Below are 15,604 nucleotides of genomic sequence, written 5' to 3'. Positions count from 1 at the left end.
AGACATGACCTACGACTATGATGTAATCGTGATTGGCGGCGGAGGGGCCGGGATGGCAGCCGCCATCACGGCTTGTGATTCCGGCGCGCGCGTGGCGCTTCTGGAAGCCGCAAACCAGCTTGGCGGCTCGACGGCATTGTCGGGCGGTGTGGTTTATGGTGCCCCGACCAGCATCCAGCGGGCTGCCGGCATCGACAGCGACACAGTCGATGCAATGTTCGAATATTACATGACCTTGAACCAGCACAAGGTGGAACCGTCGATCGTTCGGCGGCTCTGCGAGTTGTCCGGACCGGCGATCGAATGGCTCATCTCGATGGGGGTCGAGTTCGATCCGGCTGAACTGTATGCCTCCGGTGTGGAAAGCGTTCCGCGAGGCCACAAGACAACGGGCAACGGCGCCGCCTTGTCAGAGGTGCTGGACCGCGAGGTCAACCGCCGCAATATCGACGTTTCGCGGGGCTGCCGCGTGACCGCGCTGCACACAGACGAACACGGTTGTGTGCGCGGCGTCGTACTGGATGGCGAGACCGTAAGCGCGAATAGCGTGATAATCGCCACAGGAGGCTTCGGTCACAACCGGCTCCTCCTGAACCGTCACTATCCCGAAGCGGCCCAGCACGGCGATTGGACTTGGGCCATAACCGCCAAGACCTGCACTGGCGATGGCCTGTTGATGGGCCAGGAAGTCGGCGCGGATATTGCCGGTCACAATCGCGGGTTGCTGCTGACCACGCCCGGTTTCTATCGCGATCTCGAAGTCTTCGTCCCGGGCTGGCTGGTCTATGTCAACCGCGAGGGGCGCCGCTTCATCAACGAAACCACCGAATATGCGGTCATGGCCGGGGTCGTGAAGGACCAAATTGGCGGGTCTATCTTTGCTATCTTCGACGAGAATGCACGCGCCACTGCCGTGCCAGAGCCTCGCTATGCCGCAGCCCACAAGGCGGGGATCATCACGCTGAACTGGGTGACCGACAAGATCGACGAACAGATCGCCAAGGGCAAGGTCATCAAGGCGCAGACCTTGGCCGAACTCGCCGACCTGGTCGGTATCGAAAGCGGCGCGTTGGAAACCACGATCGCCCGTTACAATTCGGATTGCGAGCAAGGGGTGGACAGCAAATTCCACAAGGACGGCGAACTGATGAAGCCTGTCGCCCAACCGCCCTTCTATGCCGCCGAAATCCGCCCTGCGATTGTCTGTCTGACCTCGACCGGCTTGCGGGTGGACAGGGACATGCACGTTCTCGACTGCGCAGACCGCCCCATCGGCGGGCTCTTTTCTGCCGGAGAAGTGTCGGGCGGTGTTTTGGGTGACAGATATATAGGCGGCGGAAATTCGATCGCCAACGCGATCGTCTTCGGACGTGTCGCAGGTGAGCAGGCGGCGCGTGAAGCGGGCCTTGGAACCGACAGGGAGCAAGCATGATGGCAAACGAATTTTCGCTAGACGGCAAAGTGGCGCTCGTTACCGGCGCGGCACGGGGCATTGGCCTCGAAATCGCTTGCCGGCTTGCGCAAAGCGGCGCGCAGGTGGTTTTCACCGATGTCGAACCAGAACTCGGTCCCGAGGCGGCCGCTTCGGTGCAGGGTGGCTCATACCGCAATCTCGACGTCACGGTGCAATCCCAATGGGAAGACACGATCCAGGAAATTCGTGACCAGCATGGTCGCCTGGACATTCTCGTCAATAATGCCGGGATCAGCCCGGCCGGGAACATTGAACAAAGCGATCTGGCTTTGTGGCGGCGCGTTCAGACCATCAATGTCGAGAGCGTGTTTCTCGGGTGCCGAACCGCGCTGCCGCTGATGCGCCAATCTGGCGAAGGCGGTTCGATTATCAATCTCAGCTCGATTCAGGCCCTGCGCCCCGCAGCCGAACTGGCTGCCTATTCCGCATCGAAGGCCGCCGTGCGGGCTTTGACCAAATCGGTGGCACTCCACGCTGCCCGTGACCGGATACGTTGCAATTCGGTGCACCCAGGCGGGGTGCATACCCGAATGCTTGACGATTTCGCCGCGCTTACCGGCGATGCGGAAGCGGCGCTGCTCAAGCTAAATGCCGCAAACCCCTTGGGGCGGGTGGGTTTGCCGCTCGATATTGCGAATGGCGTTCTCTATCTCGCCTCAGACCTCTCGGCTTGGGTCACGGGCCTCGAACTTGTGATCGATGGAGGTTCGACCCTGTGAGGGAAGGTGTCCTCGATCCTTCAGGCTGGCGGTTGTGGCGCAGCCAGGACGAGATGAAAGATCTGGTCAAAACGGGCGTGTGGGAAAACCGCACCACTTGGCAGGATGCCGTGGCCTTTGCTCAGTCAGACCCCGACGGCGTCGCTATCTGGTTCGACGACGGTTCCGAGTTGACTTACCGTCAGGGATGCGAGGAGGCGATTACGCTTGCTGCCTCGCTGACGGAACTGAGCCTGCGCAAGGGTGACGTGGTCAGCGCCAACCTGCCGAACTGGCGGGAGATGGCGATCATCAACCTAGCTTGCTGCGCCCTCGGCCTGGTCATCAACCCGATCATTCCGATTTACCGCGATCGCGAGGTGGGCTTCATTCTGAAGGACGCTGGCTCGCGCCTGCTGTTCACGCCGGGCGGTACGGGGAGCTTCGACTATCTCGCCATGGCGGCGCGCATTGCGGCAATGACCCCTTCGCTGGAGCACATCGTGACGGTGAGGCCGGGCGAAAGCGAGAGCGCAACCCTGAGCTACGCTGAGCTTATCGAGAAAGGGAATCCCGAACAATTTGAAGCTGCGGAGGTCGATCCTAGTCACGTCAAGCTCTTGATGTATACCTCCGGCACCACGGGAATTCCCAAAGGGGTTCTGCACAGCCATAATACGCTGAGGCGTTCTGCGGCCAATTCCCGCGAGGCGCGAGGAGTGGGGGAAGGCGACATCACCCTGATGGCGTCGCCGGTTACTCATGTGACGGGCTATTCGTCGCTCGAGCAGGCATTCAATTCCCCGATCAAGACTGCTCTCATGTCACGCTGGGATAAGGCAGCGGCCATTGATTTCATCAATCGCACAGGGGCCACCTTGACGGTTGGCGCAACCCCTTTTCTCAAGGAGCTTCTGGACGAAGCGGAAGCGCGCGGCACCGGCCTGCCGAGCCTGCGTCAATTTGCCTGCGGTGGCGCGGAGGTGTCTCCCCAGCTGATCGTCCGGGCTCATGAGACGCTTGATAATTGTCGCTGCTTCCGGGTCTTTGGAAGCACTGAGGTGCCGCTCGTCACACAAGGATACCTGCGGCCCGAACATGCAAATCTGGCCGCCGAAACCGACGGCCGGATCTACAATTACGACGTGCGCATCGTCGATGCAGACGGCCGCGATGTCGCACCTGGCGAAGAGGGAGAAATCCTCGCGCGGGGGCCGTCGATGTTCCTTGGGTACACCGATTGGCAGGAAACGATGAAGGCGGTCGACGGGAATGGCTATTTTCATACCGGCGATCTCGTTCGCGCTGGGCCAGAAGGCAGCATTGTCGTCAGCGGGCGGTTGAAAGATCTCATCATCAGGGGTGGCGAAAACCTCAGCGCGAAAGAGATCGAGGATGTCCTGAGTCTTCATCCTGCCATTCAGGAGGCTGCGGTGGTCTCGATGCCTGATCCAAGGCTGGGAGAAGGTGTCTGTGCCTTTCTCGTTCTGCAGGCCGATTGTCCGGCGCCAAGCGTCGGCGAACTCAGCCAGTTTGTGCGGCAACAAGGCCTTGCCCCTCAAAAAGCACCAGCCAGAATCGAAGTAATCAGCAAATTTCCAATGACTGCTTCTGGCAAGATTCAGAAAAATGTTCTGCGTGAGAGAATTCGTGAAATTATATAAATATTTGGGGAGAGAACTTATGAACAATAATCACAACTTTTTGTCGGGTTGCGCAATTGCTGCTCTTGCCTGGAGTGGATTTTCTGCGCCGGCCTTTGCCCAGAACGCCAGTGAACAGGTTGCGGAGACTGCGGATCCTGCCGAGAGCGATGAGATCGTAGTTACTGCCCGTCGGCGTGACGAAGCGCTCCAGGATGTCCCGATTACCATCGCATCCATTGGTGGTGACGAACTCGAGAAGTCGCAGATCACCAAACCGGAAGCACTTGCGGCGCGCGTGCCCACATTGAATATCGCGGTGGGCGGTTCGGGTTCGGGTGGCCAGCTGAGTCTTCGTGGGATCGGATCCTCGAATGTGTCTGCGGCGTTCGACAGTGCAGTTGCGCTCGATTTCGACGGCATTGTGGTCAGTTCCATGCGCCTGGTCCAGTCTGGGTTTTTCGACGTCGCCCAGATCGACATTCTGAAGGGGCCGCAGTCGTTGTATTTCGGCAAGAGCGCTACTGCTGGCGTGGTTTCGATCCGGTCTGCCGGTCCTACGTCGTCACTCGAAGCATCACTGCGCGGGTCCTACGAATTCGAAGAGAAGGGCTATACTGTCGAAGGATACGTTTCCGGACCGATCAGCGACACTCTGGGTTTCCGCATCGCTGGCCGCTATAACAAGATTGACGATCTTTATTTCAATGCGGCACCAAATGTTGTCCATCCGCATCGCGGCGAGAAGAACATCAATCTGCGCGGCACGCTCGAATGGAAGCCGAGCGCAGACTTCACTCTCAATCTCAAAGCGAATTATGTCGGTCATAATAACAACGGCGAGATCCGGCACACGCAGGTTTTCTGTGGGCCGAACGGCGTAGCCGACAACCTCTTTGTGCTGGGCGGGGCTGTGGTCATTCCGGCCGGGTACGATTGCAACTCGTTCGACAATGTTTTCTGGCTGCCCGATTCCGCGGTTCCCTTGGGCCGCAAGGCACCTCCGGGCATGGATAATAACGGCGGGGTTCCGTTCAACGATACGGATACGTTCCTGATCCGCGCAAAAGCGGACATAGCGCTGCGGGATAATCTGTCGCTGACCCTGGTGACCGGATATTTCGACTTCCAATCGCGCGGTCAGGATTTCTACGCTTATGGCGGCACGTCCGGGATCGGTACCGATCTCAATCGCAACCGGAATAAGCAGTTCAGCCAGGAAATTCGCTTCGCCAGTGACAATGAAGGACCGGTCAACTGGCTGGTCGGCGGTTTCTACGAGCGCCGCGACATCCTGTTCGAAGCAGCGCAGAATGCAGTCAACATTTCATTTCTGGCGGCCGACCCTATCACGGGTTCGACATTTGACTGGCGCCGCCAGCATTACACCAAGACTGACGCATATTCAGTCTTCGGGAACGTGCTGGTGGAACCTACGGAAAACATCGAGTTGTCCGCCGGCCTGCGTTATACCAAGGAGGAAAAGACGAACCGGATCGAGGTGCCTTACGTTCACGCTATATTGTCCGGGCCGCAGTTCAACTTCATCAGAAGCGGTTTCCAATCACCGCAGATCCGCTTCCAGGACGATAATTTCTCACCAGAAGTATCGGTGAAATACAAGCTTTCCGACGATGCCCAAGTCTATGCTTCCTACAAGAAGGGCTTCAAGTCAGGCGGAATCGACAATAGCGCCTTGCCCTCAAGCGGGTTGAGTGCCATCGTTGCTTCGGGCGACTATTCCTCGCTCATCTTCGCTTCCGAGACGGCCGAAGGTTTTGAGGTCGGATTGAAAAGTTCACTGGCTCAGAACAAAGTGCGATTGAACATGTCGCTGTTCAACTACACCTTCTCGGGCTTGCAGATACAAAGTTTCGATCCAGTCGCCATCCAATATAGCACAAGCAATGCTGGCCAACTGCGATCACGCGGCGGCGACCTTGAGCTCCGCTGGAAAGCGCCGACAGATGGCCTGACCCTTAGTGCGGCAGTCGCTTATACTGATGCCGAATTTACCGAGACCTTCATCAGCAATGCCGGAATCGACCTCAAAGGCAGGGCTGCACCAAGAGCGCCCAAGTGGTCAGGCAATCTGTCTTTCGACTGGGAGATCCCGATCTCTGATAGCCTCGACTTCAGTGTGTTCGGTTTGGCTAACTACAGCGGTTCCTATTTTGCCGATGCAACGACCTTGAATGACTATGTTCAGAAAGACTACGTCACATTGGATGCCAATGTTACGATCAGTTCGTCGAATGATCGTTGGCGCCTTTCCTTGGTTGGAAACAACCTGACCGACAAGATCTACGTCAATCAGGCATCTGGCCGACCGTTCCGGCAAGCCGGAGTGGGTGACGACTTGGCACTCACACAGAACAGGGGCCGGCAGGTCTTCGTAGAGTTCGCCGTTAAGTACTGAGTCTCTTAATTTTGATGTCATTGTGGATAGAGGAGTCTCGATCATGGTAGAAACGCTGACCGGAACAAATCGATCAAGAGGATTATCCTATCAGGAACTCCTCAAGACTGATTCGAAAAGCGTACCTGCGTCGCTGAAGAAGGAATCGGCGCTGGATCATACTCCTCTATCTATCGATGTTGAGCGATATTACAGTCGCGAATTCCACGATCTGGAAGTCGAAAAACTCTGGCGGCGCGTGTGGCAATTGGCTTGTCACGAAGACGAAATTCCCGAGGTTGGGGATGCATTGGTCTATGACATCGCGTCGCTTTCCTTTATTGTGGTGAAGACGGGAGAAGATGAATTCTCCGCGTATCCCAACGCCTGCCGCCACATGGGGCGCCGCCTGCTGGATTGCCCCAAAAAGGGGCTCACCAATTTCCGATGCCCTTTCCACGGTTGGTCGTGGAAACTTGATGGGACACTCAAAGAGGTTCCATGCCACTGGGATTTCCCAAACGTCACCGAAGAAACGCACTCACTTCCCAAGGTGAAAACCGGCCGCTGGGGTGGGTTCGTGTTCATCAACCCAGACCCGGACGCGCAGCCCCTCAAGGAGTTCCTGGGGGACATTGACGAACACTGGACAACCCTTCCCTTCGAACGTCGCTACAAGGCCGTGCACGTCGCCAAAAAGCTGCCCTGCAATTGGAAAATTGCACAGGAAGCCTTCATGGAATCCTATCACGTGATCGCGACGCATCCTACTCTGCTGTATGAGATGGGGGATGCTAACTCGCAGTACGACGCTTTCGGGGTGCTTTCACGCGCCATCTCCGCGCAAGGCATAGCCAGTCCGCATATTGAGGCCGAACTTGCGGGCGAGCCGTTTGACGATACCACGCCCTTTACCGTCTACCGTCACCCCATAACTGGTGATCTCTATGAGCGCCTCAGTGAGGGCCGCATACGTTTGACAAAGGCGGATGGCCGGGTCGGGGTGTTCAATGCACAGGCAGAGCCGCTGGAGGGCGAGTTGAAAAATGCGGACCTCCACATTTGCAACTGGTTCGCGGGCAGGTTGACCCCCGATATGGAAGCGGCAAGCCATGCTTTCGGCGCCTTGCCGGTGGTCGAAGCCCGTGCGAGTCGCGCTGCTGCCAAGCGGGAGCAATTGCGACCGCTGATGGGGGACGAGATCGACCGGGTGTGTGACGCCGAATTGGTCGATTCAATATATTACAGCATCTTTCCGAACATTAGTCCGTGGGGGTGCTACAATCCAATCTTCTACAGGTTCCGACCAGATGGCGATAATCCGGAACAATGCATCCACGAAATCATGTTCATGCTTCCGGTTCCCAAAGGACAAGACCGACCGAAGCCGGCTTCGATCCATTGGCTCGGCCTAAATGATGACTACATGGAGGCTCCCGAACTCGGTTCGTTGGCGAAGGTGTTCAATCAGGATAATTTGAACCTGCCGGCAGTACAGCTGGGGTTGCGCAATGTTCCTGGGGGCAAGATCATGCTGGCGGAATATCAGGAAGCCAAGATCCGGCATTTTCATGCCACTTTGGACGATTGGCTCGATTAATAGTCCTGCGCAGGCTCGTTGGCGCCCACAGATAAACGTTTTTCAAGGTCAATGTATGAACAAATCAGATTCCTCCCATGCCTTCACGCCTGAGTTAGCGAGATCGATTTATCGCAAAGCGTATCTCATCAACCGCACGGACCAACGATTCCGGGCGATGCTGACGAATGGTGAATTGGCAGTTGCATACTACCCTGTTCGTGGACAGGAGGTCACCGCAGCCGCTGCGCTGTCTGCATTGCAGCCCGAAGACTATCTGGTGACAACCTATCGCGGCCTTCACGATTCCCTGGCCAAGGGGATTCCATCACGCTTGCTATGGGCCGAGTTTGCCGGAAAACGCACCGGGACCTGCAAGGGCAAGGGCGGACCGATGCATATCACTTATCCCCCGACCGGGGTAATGGTGACGACAGGAATCGTCGGGTCGGGCATTCCGATCGCCAATGGCCTGGCAATGGCCGCGCAAATTAGAGGCGAGAACCGGGTAGCGGTGGCGAGTTTCGGTGACGGGGCCAGCAATATCGGCGCGTTCCACGAAGCGCTCAACATGGCGTCGGTTTGGAAACTGCCGGTTGTTTTCCTCTGCCAGAACAACCAATACGCCGAGCATACGACGCTCGCGGCAGGTACTTCAGTGACGAGCATCGCCGAAAGAGCTGCGGGTTACGAAATGCCCGGCGTGTCGTGCGACGGTCTCGATCCCGAAATGATGTATCAAACAATGGCCGCAGCGGTTGCTCGTGCCCGTGCTGGAGACGGCCCTACCCTGGTCGAAGCACATACGTACCGCTTGCAGGGTCATATCTTCGGCGCTGATTACAGTTATATTCCCAAGGAAGAGCTCAAGGCTGCCGAAGAGCGGGCCAGCATGATGCGCCTTCGCCAAAGGATCAGCGAGAGACAGGTCACCGATTCCGATCTCGCGCAGATCGAACAGGAGGTGGACGCCGAAATCGAAGATGCCGTGGCGTTCGCACTGAAAAGTGATCCGCCGGATCCGGACGAGATCAGGTTCGACATCTACGAAACGGAGCAGGCAGCATGAGCGGAAAAACTATCAGCTTCGGCCAGGCTCTCAATGCTGCGCTCGATGATGCGATGGCGGACGACGGAAATGTCATGATTCTTGGCGAGGATGTTGCCGACGAGCAGGGCGGCGGCGTGTTCAAGGTCAGCAAGGGCCTTTCGAGCAAATACGGAACCAGTCGCGTTCGTTCGACTCCCATTTCTGAACAGGCCATCCTGGGCGCGGCAGTGGGTGCGGCGATTGTTGGCATGCGTCCGGTGGCCGAGATCATGCTGATGAATTTCATCACGGTCGCGATGGACCAGCTGGTCAATCACGCCGCGAAGCTGCGCTTCATGTCGGGCGGCCAGACCAATGTGCCGCTGGTTGTCCGAACGACGACCGGGGCTGGTGTGGGTTTCGGAGGTCAGCATTCCGATATGCTGGAAGCCTGGTTTGCTCATGTTCCCGGCCTAAAGATTGCGACCGCCTCGAACCCGGCGGATGCCTATGGCCTGCTTCGCTCTGCGATTGACGATGAAGATCCCGTTATCCTGATCGAGAATATCACACACTACGGAATGACAGGCCCCGCCCCAGAGGCTGGTTATCGCGTGCCGCTGGGCAAGGCAGCGATTGCGCGCGAGGGAAGGGACATCACTCTTGTTACTTACGGACGCGGTGTAAGCGATAGCCTGAAGGCGGCCAGCCTGTTGGCTGATGAAGGTATCGCCGCTGAAGTCATTGACTTGCGCACCATAGCCCCGTGGGATGAACAGGCGGTTTTCGCTTCTGTCGCCAAGACAAAGCGCGCTGTAATCGTCCACGAAGCAGTTCGTCCTTTCGGGGCCGGAGCCGAGATTTCCGCTCGCATTCACGAAGAACTGTTCTCTGATCTACTAGCGCCAGTTCAGCGGGTCGCGTCCTATCCCTCTCCGGTTCCCTTTGCGAAGCCACTGGAGACAGCATTCCTCTATAGTGTCGATGACATTGTTCGTGCGGCACACGCAACAACAGATAAGGCAATTAACTCATGACTATAGAAGTTCGCATACCAAAGCTTGGGATGAGCATGGAAACTGCAACCCTTTTGGAATGGTGCGTTGAAGATGGTGCGCAGGTCAGTGCTGGCATGCCACTTTATACGGTCGAGACAGACAAATCGACCATTGAGGTGGAAGCGCCGGCCGACGGACAGATTGAGATAATCGGCTTGGTCGATACTGAATATGAGGTCGGCACTCTCATTGCTCGTATTTCCTGAAGCCTGTTGGGAAAGTGGAGAAGACCCGAAATGCGTGACGAGGTATTTGTTGTCGACCAGGCCGGGAAGGCTCGCATTGTCGCCGGGAAGAACCGCACCAATGGACAGATTGTCTTTCCATATCCAGATGGAGAGGGCGAGGGGGCATACGAACGGATCGAGCTTCCGCAAAGCGGGACTTTGTGGACGTTTACCATACAACGTATTCCGCCGAAGAACCCGCCCTATGTAGGCGTGACCAATCCCGACGACTATGAGCCGTATGGGGTGGGGTACGTCAGCCTCGGGGATGAAATCATGATTGAAGGTCGGCTCGTTGCCGATCCCGAGAGCCTTAGAATTGGAATGCCGATGGATTGTATTGCGATTTCCCTGTCCAAGGCCGATGGCGGAGAGATGATGACATATGCGTTTGCCTCGAGCGAACAGGACAACAATTCATGAGCCAAGTTTATGTCATCGGCGCTGGAATTCATCCGTTCGGTCGACACGACGGCAAATCTGGTCTCGATCTAGGTGTCGATGCCACAAAGTTAGCGTTGAACGACTGCGGACTGGAGTGGTCGAATGTCGAAGCAGCATTCGGGGGATCGTCAGCCTCGGGGAATGCCGATGCCTTGATGCCGCGAATGGGTCTCACGGGAATTCAGTTCATAAATGTAGCGAATGGCTGCGCAACCGGTGGTTCTGCCGTGCTGTCTGCGTACTGGGCGATCAAGGCCGGTGAGTTTGACACGGCTTTGGCGGTAGGGTTTGATAAGCATCCTCGCGGCTCCTTCAATCCCGATCCAGAGAAATATGGGCTCCCACAATGGTACGGCGATACCGGCCTTATGTTGACGACCCAGTTCTTCGCCCTGAAGATTCAGCGCTATATGCACGATCATGGTATTTCGGCTCGGACGCTCGCCCGGGTCGCGTCCAAGGCATTCGAGAACGGTTCGCGCACTCCCCACGCCTGGCGGCGCGCGGCGATGGACCAGGGCGCAATCCTGGCTTCCCGCATGATAAGCGATCCTCTAACACAATATATGTTCTGCAGCCCCTCGGAGGGCGGCGTGGCGCTGATCCTTGCTTCCGAGAAAAAGGCTCGCGAATTGGGACGGACGCAGGTCAGGTTGAGGTCGGCAGCGGTGAAAACAAGGCCAGAAAACAGCTTTGAAGTGTTTTCTCCTTCTCTTTCTGTCGAGAGGGGCGAAACGCCGACAATGCTTGCAGCTCGCGCCGCCTTTGATAAGGCGGGTCTCGGTCCGAAAGACATTGATGTTGCCCAGTTACAGGATACCGAAAGCGGCGCTGAAATCATGCATATGGCGGAAAACGGCTTCTGCCGTGATGGCGATCAGGAACAATGGCTTGCCGACGGACTAACCGCTCTTGGCGGGCAACTGCCAATCAATACGGACGGTGGATGTATTGCCTGTGGGGAACCGATTGGCGCCTCCGGCTTGCGTCAGGTTTATGAAAATGTTCTGCAGTTACGCGGGAAGGCCGAAAACAGGCAGGTCGAAAACGCCAGACTTGCTTATTCGCAAGTATATGGGGCTCCAGGACTTGCTGCAGTTGCGATCCTAGAAAAGATTTAATTTGCTGCGAAGCGCAGCTGTATTTAAGGGTTTGTTCTAATATTGGATATGATAAATATTGGGAACAATAATAGGTGCTAAAAATAAAAACAACATATGATAGCGTCACGATGGCTGAACGGCGTCAGCGGATCCTTTATGAAGTTCGGAAGCTCGTCAATGAGGAGGGGTTGGAAGGCTTCAGCATGCGCGAGATCAGCAAGAGGGCGAACGTCGCGCCCAAGACTCTCTATAATGCCTTTGGAGATCGTGATCGCTTGATCGGTTGCGCCATTCGAGAGGTGTACGATGCGGTTCGACAGAATGTCCAATTCAGGACTTCAGACAGAACGCTTGAGGGTTTGTTGGATCGCGCCATAGTGCTTAATCGAGGAAATCTGAAGGCGCGAAATTACGCACAGGCAGTGGCCACAATCTACTTCTCGCCTAGTACAAATCCATACTTGCGCTCGTTGCTACAGGAAATGGCGGTTGGCAATACGCGAGAGTGGTTGGAAGATGTTCGTGCCAAGGGTGGGCTTCACGATTGGGTGAATATCGATCATCTGACCCGCCACATGGCAAACATGGAATATGGCCTAATACTTGAATGGGCGACGAGCAGCGTGAAAGATTCGGATTACCTTTTTCACTTCGTCGAGATTATTCTCTTCAGTGCGTTGGCGGCAACGCGAGGAGAAGTCAGAGAAACAGCAAATTCCATTCTTACAAAAATGGTAGCTACAGGCGAGCTACCTAAGTTCGAGAACCCAATTATTCGCCCGATTGACGTGCCAAAGTAGACTGCAATGGCGTGCCCTAGGGTCAGGATCTGTAATTGCAGAGCTTGGCGGTGCCGATCCCTTGAGGGTTTCATGGATCTGTCCGCACTGGCCGGGCCGAAGCCTGGTCGTGCTATATCGGGTCTCACAGAGGCGAACGTTGCATTGACTCGAAGCGGGCTTTGCAGCCCATCTGACTACCTTCGCAGATCGTTCGTCCCTGCGTTCCCTCGCGGGACACCGCCCTCGGATCAGCTTTGACGCGTCACCGCTGGCAAACAGACTTTAGCCTACCTCAAGCTTGGAACAAAGTGCCGTCACGCAGCATGGCATGCATGATGACCGCGAGCCGACGGGCGAGTGCGACACGGGCTTTCTTCAAGCCGCGACGCTTGGCGATCTTCATGGCCCATGTTTTCAGGGCGAAGGTCTCACGGCTCCGGGTAAGGATCGAGTTGGCAGCTTCGTACAGCAGCTTGCGCACGGTCCCATCGCCCTGTTTGGTGATCCTGCCAGTCCAATCGAGCTCGCCCGACTGATGGCGTCGGGGCACAAGGCCAAAGTAGGCCCCGGCATTGCGTGATTGTCGGAAGCGTCCGGCTTCATCGACTGCAGCGGCGAAGGCAGCAGATGTCTGCACGCCGACGCCCGGAATGGTCATCAGGATCTCGCAAGCCTGTGACTGGCTTGCGATGACACGCAGGCGGCGGTCCATTTCCTTGATTTGCTCGACCAGTTCTGCGCGCACGGACAGCAAGGATGCGATGGCGTCGCCAAGGCCCGGGGTGTGGGCGGCCTGCATGATCCGTTCGAGGAAGGCCTTCCCTTGACCTGCGCCGGGCCGATATCCGAACGTGGCGCAGAGACCGCGGATCGTGTTGTCGAGCCGGACACGCGCTTCCACCAGATGGCTCCGTGCGGTGATCACGCTGCGAACGCCATGCGCTGCCGGAGATTTGACATGCACCTCCTTGTAGAAGCCGGTGCGCGCCAACTGTGCGAGGCCGGCGGCATCGTGAGGGTCGGTCTTGTTCGCCTTCATTGCTTTGAGGCTCTGGTGCGCCTGGCGGGCATCGATGCACACCACCGGGACACCCAGTTCACGCAGACCGAGGCAAATCGCCGGCGACATGCGGCCCGTTTCGATCACCGCCCGCTCGATTGGACCGTATCGCTCCAGCATCATGGCGATCGCCTCCGGAGAGCTCTCCACTTTCTCCGACACGACCTTCCGACCATTGTCATCAACGATGCAGACCTGCGTGGATTCCATCGACAGGTCCAATCCGGCATAGTGCTTCATGGCTGCTTCCTTCCTTCAGGATTCGACAACCAGAAGTGTGCGCCTCAACCAAGGTCCGAGGGAAGCAGCCGCAATTACACGATGACTCATTGATCAGAGCCAGAAGATGACGGTTGCGGCGAGTGCGACGGCGGAGAAGAAGGCCTTCGGGCAGCGATCGTAGCGTGTTGCGACCCGCCTCCAGTCTTTGAGGCGGCCGAACATGATCTCGATGCGGTTACGGCGTTTGTAGCGGCGTTTGTCGTACTTTACGGTCGTGTTCCGGATTTTTCGGCCCGGGATGCAGGGCGTGATACCCTTCTCCTGCAGGGCGTCGCGGAACCAGTCGGCATCATAGCCTCGGTCGGCCAGCATCCATTGCGCGTTGGGCAGACTGTCGAGCAAAGCGGCCGCGCCAGTGTAGTCGCTGACCGGTCCGGCGGTCAGGAAGAAGCTGATTGGACGACCATTCGCATCACTCACGGCATGAAGCTTGGTGTTCATGCCGCCTTTCGTCCGGCCGATCAGGCGTCCTGGACCCCCTTTTTTACCCGCAGGCTCGACGCCGTGCGGTGCGCTTTAAGATAGGTCGCGTCGATCATGATCGTCTTGCGCTCGGGAGCCTGAGGTGTCGCCAGGCCTTCCATCATGCGGATGAAGATGCCTTTGTCGCTCCACCGCTTCCAGCGATTGTAGAGCGTCTTCGCCGGGCCGTATTCCCTCGGCGCATCGCGCCACCTCAGCCCATTGCGGTTGACGAAGATGATCCCGCTCAAAACGCGCCGATCATCAACGCGCTCGCGGCCATGGCTCTTGGGAAAATAGGGCTGAAGCCGAGCCATCTGCTCGTCCGTCAGCCAGAATAAATCGCTCAAATTCAGGCTCCTTCGCAGCCGCCTGAATCACAGCCATCAGCGCAAATCAATGGGTCCTGACCCTAAGGCAAGAGCAAGTGAATAATATCCTTCTGAAACATATGTCTATGGTGAAGAAATTTTAGACTATGCGACAAGAAATACTGGGATAAAACAAGCCATTCCCCCAGTTACCCGGCTACGGATCGTAAGAGTTTGCGCCCGCTTGCTTGCTTCTATCTCAGCTGATAACTTCGAAGGCTGTGCCGTATCCCACGTCGGCGGGGATAGTGAGGATGTTCTTGCCGTCTCGCTGGATGACTTCTGGAAGGACCGGCACGATTTCGCGAGCCTTGGCCCGCGCGACGCAATCGTCTGCGCTCGCAGCTTCGGCTAGCAGTTGCAGGTTCAATCGCGTGGGAAAGATGATCGTTCGTTCACCGCTGACACCCAGTTTCAGGGCTTTGCTTGGCGAAAGCCATTCCGCATCAACGGTTTCATATCCATCACATGCTGCGATCTGGCGCTCTGGGGCGCGAACGACGAAGAAATGAGTGTCGAAGCGCTTTTGCATAAAGCTGGGCGTGATCCACCGCGCGAACTCGCTCAGGCGATCAAGGCGCAGTTGCACATCGGCCTCGCGCACAATGTCGAAAAATTCGCGCTCGCCTCGCTCGACGGCTTTGCGGCTTTCAAGATCGCAAATATCCTCGAACTCGCTACCGTCGCGATGATCGGCCAGCAGGATGCCTGCTTCCTCAAAGGCTTCACGAATCGCGGCAATCCGAAGGGTGCGCTGCGTAGGATCTAGCGTTTTCCAGCCCCTGCAATAATCGGCCCATTCAGGCGCTTCATCGGCAGCAGAAGGCTTTCCACCGGGAAAGACCAGCGCGCCGGATGCAAAATCGATCTGGTGATGCCGCATGACCATCAGCACCTGGAACTCCGGCTCGTCGCGAAGCAACAGCATGGTGGCTGCGGGGACCGGATCGACTGGCTTCTGCAGTGTCATCATAAACTCCAGTTCTCAGTTGG

Annotated in this window: 14 protein-coding genes; 11 read left to right on the top strand and 3 right to left on the bottom strand. The window is 57.0% G+C overall.

Features of this window, described 5'->3' with window-relative positions; all coding sequences use genetic code 11:
- Positions 1-4 precede the first annotated feature (4 nt).
- The 11 genes from SKP52_RS13410 (at position 5) to SKP52_RS13360 (ending at position 12,454) form a co-directional block, all read left to right on the top strand.
- On the top strand, positions 5-1,432 hold the full coding sequence (locus SKP52_RS13410) for an FAD-dependent oxidoreductase (RefSeq protein WP_039575443.1): 1,428 nt from the start codon (positions 5-7) through the stop codon (positions 1,430-1,432).
- Entirely contained in the window at positions 1,429-2,193 is a 765-nt protein-coding gene (locus tag SKP52_RS13405; protein WP_228383645.1) for an SDR family NAD(P)-dependent oxidoreductase, read from the top strand. The genes SKP52_RS13410 and SKP52_RS13405 overlap by 4 nt, the downstream gene beginning before the upstream one ends.
- Before the next feature lie 53 nt (positions 2,194-2,246).
- Positions 2,247-3,836: an AMP-binding protein gene (locus SKP52_RS13400; RefSeq protein ID WP_081997561.1), complete on the top strand. Its 1,590-nt coding sequence runs from the start codon at positions 2,247-2,249 to the stop codon at positions 3,834-3,836.
- Positions 3,837-3,855: 19 nt separating this feature from the next.
- The gene (locus SKP52_RS13395) at positions 3,856-6,234 is read left to right on the top strand and encodes a TonB-dependent receptor (protein WP_039575438.1); all 2,379 of its coding nucleotides are present in this window, start codon (positions 3,856-3,858) and stop codon (positions 6,232-6,234) included.
- Positions 6,235-6,277: 43 nt separating this feature from the next.
- Positions 6,278-7,813: an aromatic ring-hydroxylating oxygenase subunit alpha gene (locus SKP52_RS13390; protein ID WP_081997350.1), complete on the top strand. Its 1,536-nt coding sequence runs from the start codon at positions 6,278-6,280 to the stop codon at positions 7,811-7,813.
- Between the two features lie 55 nt (positions 7,814-7,868).
- Positions 7,869-8,861, top strand: coding sequence for a thiamine pyrophosphate-dependent dehydrogenase E1 component subunit alpha (locus tag SKP52_RS13385; protein WP_039575436.1), 993 nt, complete (start codon positions 7,869-7,871; stop codon positions 8,859-8,861).
- Positions 8,858-9,859: an alpha-ketoacid dehydrogenase subunit beta gene (locus SKP52_RS13380; protein WP_039575434.1), complete on the top strand. Its 1,002-nt coding sequence runs from the start codon at positions 8,858-8,860 to the stop codon at positions 9,857-9,859. The genes SKP52_RS13385 and SKP52_RS13380 overlap by 4 nt, the downstream gene beginning before the upstream one ends.
- 35 nt (positions 9,860-9,894) lie before the next feature.
- Positions 9,895-10,086: a lipoyl domain-containing protein gene (locus tag SKP52_RS13375; protein WP_234782549.1), complete on the top strand. Its 192-nt coding sequence runs from the start codon at positions 9,895-9,897 to the stop codon at positions 10,084-10,086.
- Between the two features lie 30 nt (positions 10,087-10,116).
- The gene (locus SKP52_RS13370) at positions 10,117-10,530 is read left to right on the top strand and encodes a Zn-ribbon domain-containing OB-fold protein (protein WP_039575430.1); all 414 of its coding nucleotides are present in this window, start codon (positions 10,117-10,119) and stop codon (positions 10,528-10,530) included.
- Positions 10,527-11,672, top strand: coding sequence for a thiolase family protein (locus tag SKP52_RS13365; RefSeq protein ID WP_039575429.1), 1,146 nt, complete (start codon positions 10,527-10,529; stop codon positions 11,670-11,672). Before SKP52_RS13370 ends, SKP52_RS13365 begins: the two co-directional genes overlap by 4 nt.
- A 110-nt stretch (positions 11,673-11,782) precedes the next feature.
- Positions 11,783-12,454 (top strand): TetR/AcrR family transcriptional regulator, encoded by a 672-nt coding sequence (locus SKP52_RS13360; protein ID WP_039575427.1) that lies wholly within the window; start codon positions 11,783-11,785, stop codon positions 12,452-12,454.
- 274 nt (positions 12,455-12,728) lie between these two features.
- Here SKP52_RS13360 and SKP52_RS13355 read toward each other — a convergent pair whose 3' ends face one another.
- The 3 genes from SKP52_RS13355 to SKP52_RS13340 all read right to left on the bottom strand — a co-directional run bounded on the left by SKP52_RS13355 (position 12,729) and on the right by SKP52_RS13340 (position 15,584).
- On the bottom strand, positions 12,729-13,736 hold the full coding sequence (locus tag SKP52_RS13355; protein WP_039575425.1) for an IS110 family RNA-guided transposase: 1,008 nt from the start codon (positions 13,734-13,736) through the stop codon (positions 12,729-12,731).
- Positions 13,737-13,829: 93 nt separating this feature from the next.
- A protein-coding gene (locus SKP52_RS25425; protein WP_148309125.1) for an IS5 family transposase occupies positions 13,830-14,590 on the bottom strand; the annotation gives its coding sequence in 2 pieces (ribosomal slippage) (positions 13,830-14,266 and positions 14,266-14,590; 762 coding nt in all).
- A gap of 220 nt (positions 14,591-14,810) precedes the next feature.
- Positions 14,811-15,584 carry an NUDIX hydrolase gene (locus SKP52_RS13340; protein WP_081997349.1) on the bottom strand — a complete coding sequence of 258 codons (774 nt, stop codon included), beginning with the start codon at positions 15,582-15,584 and terminating at the stop codon, positions 14,811-14,813.
- Positions 15,585-15,604: the final 20 nt, after the last annotated feature.

Origin of the sequence: Sphingopyxis fribergensis (assembly GCF_000803645.1) — a bacterium.
In the GTDB taxonomy this organism is placed as follows: Bacteria; Pseudomonadota; Alphaproteobacteria; order Sphingomonadales; family Sphingomonadaceae; genus Sphingopyxis; species Sphingopyxis fribergensis.
Note: the sequence above shows the minus strand (reverse complement) of the source record. Positions and strands in the feature narration are given on the sequence as shown.

What these genes read in the sequence shown, in the direction of transcription:
- SKP52_RS13410 (WP_039575443.1), top strand. Translation starts at nt 5, where the DNA reads ATGACCTACGACTATGATGTAATCGTGATTGGCGGCGGAGGGGCCGGG.
- SKP52_RS13405 (WP_228383645.1), top strand. Translation starts at nt 1,429, where the DNA reads ATGATGGCAAACGAATTTTCGCTAGACGGCAAAGTGGCGCTCGTTACC.
- SKP52_RS13400 (WP_081997561.1), top strand. Translation starts at nt 2,247, where the DNA reads ATGAAAGATCTGGTCAAAACGGGCGTGTGGGAAAACCGCACCACTTGG.
- SKP52_RS13395 (WP_039575438.1), top strand. Translation starts at nt 3,856, where the DNA reads ATGAACAATAATCACAACTTTTTGTCGGGTTGCGCAATTGCTGCTCTT.
- SKP52_RS13390 (WP_081997350.1), top strand. Translation starts at nt 6,278, where the DNA reads ATGGTAGAAACGCTGACCGGAACAAATCGATCAAGAGGATTATCCTAT.
- SKP52_RS13385 (WP_039575436.1), top strand. Translation starts at nt 7,869, where the DNA reads ATGAACAAATCAGATTCCTCCCATGCCTTCACGCCTGAGTTAGCGAGA.
- SKP52_RS13380 (WP_039575434.1), top strand. Translation starts at nt 8,858, where the DNA reads ATGAGCGGAAAAACTATCAGCTTCGGCCAGGCTCTCAATGCTGCGCTC.
- SKP52_RS13375 (WP_234782549.1), top strand. Translation starts at nt 9,895, where the DNA reads ATGGAAACTGCAACCCTTTTGGAATGGTGCGTTGAAGATGGTGCGCAG.
- SKP52_RS13370 (WP_039575430.1), top strand. Translation starts at nt 10,117, where the DNA reads ATGCGTGACGAGGTATTTGTTGTCGACCAGGCCGGGAAGGCTCGCATT.
- SKP52_RS13365 (WP_039575429.1), top strand. Translation starts at nt 10,527, where the DNA reads ATGAGCCAAGTTTATGTCATCGGCGCTGGAATTCATCCGTTCGGTCGA.
- SKP52_RS13360 (WP_039575427.1), top strand. Translation starts at nt 11,783, where the DNA reads ATGGCTGAACGGCGTCAGCGGATCCTTTATGAAGTTCGGAAGCTCGTC.
- SKP52_RS13355 (WP_039575425.1), bottom strand. Translation starts at nt 13,736, where the DNA reads ATGAAGCACTATGCCGGATTGGACCTGTCGATGGAATCCACGCAGGTC.
- SKP52_RS13340 (WP_081997349.1), bottom strand. Translation starts at nt 15,584, where the DNA reads ATGATGACACTGCAGAAGCCAGTCGATCCGGTCCCCGCAGCCACCATG.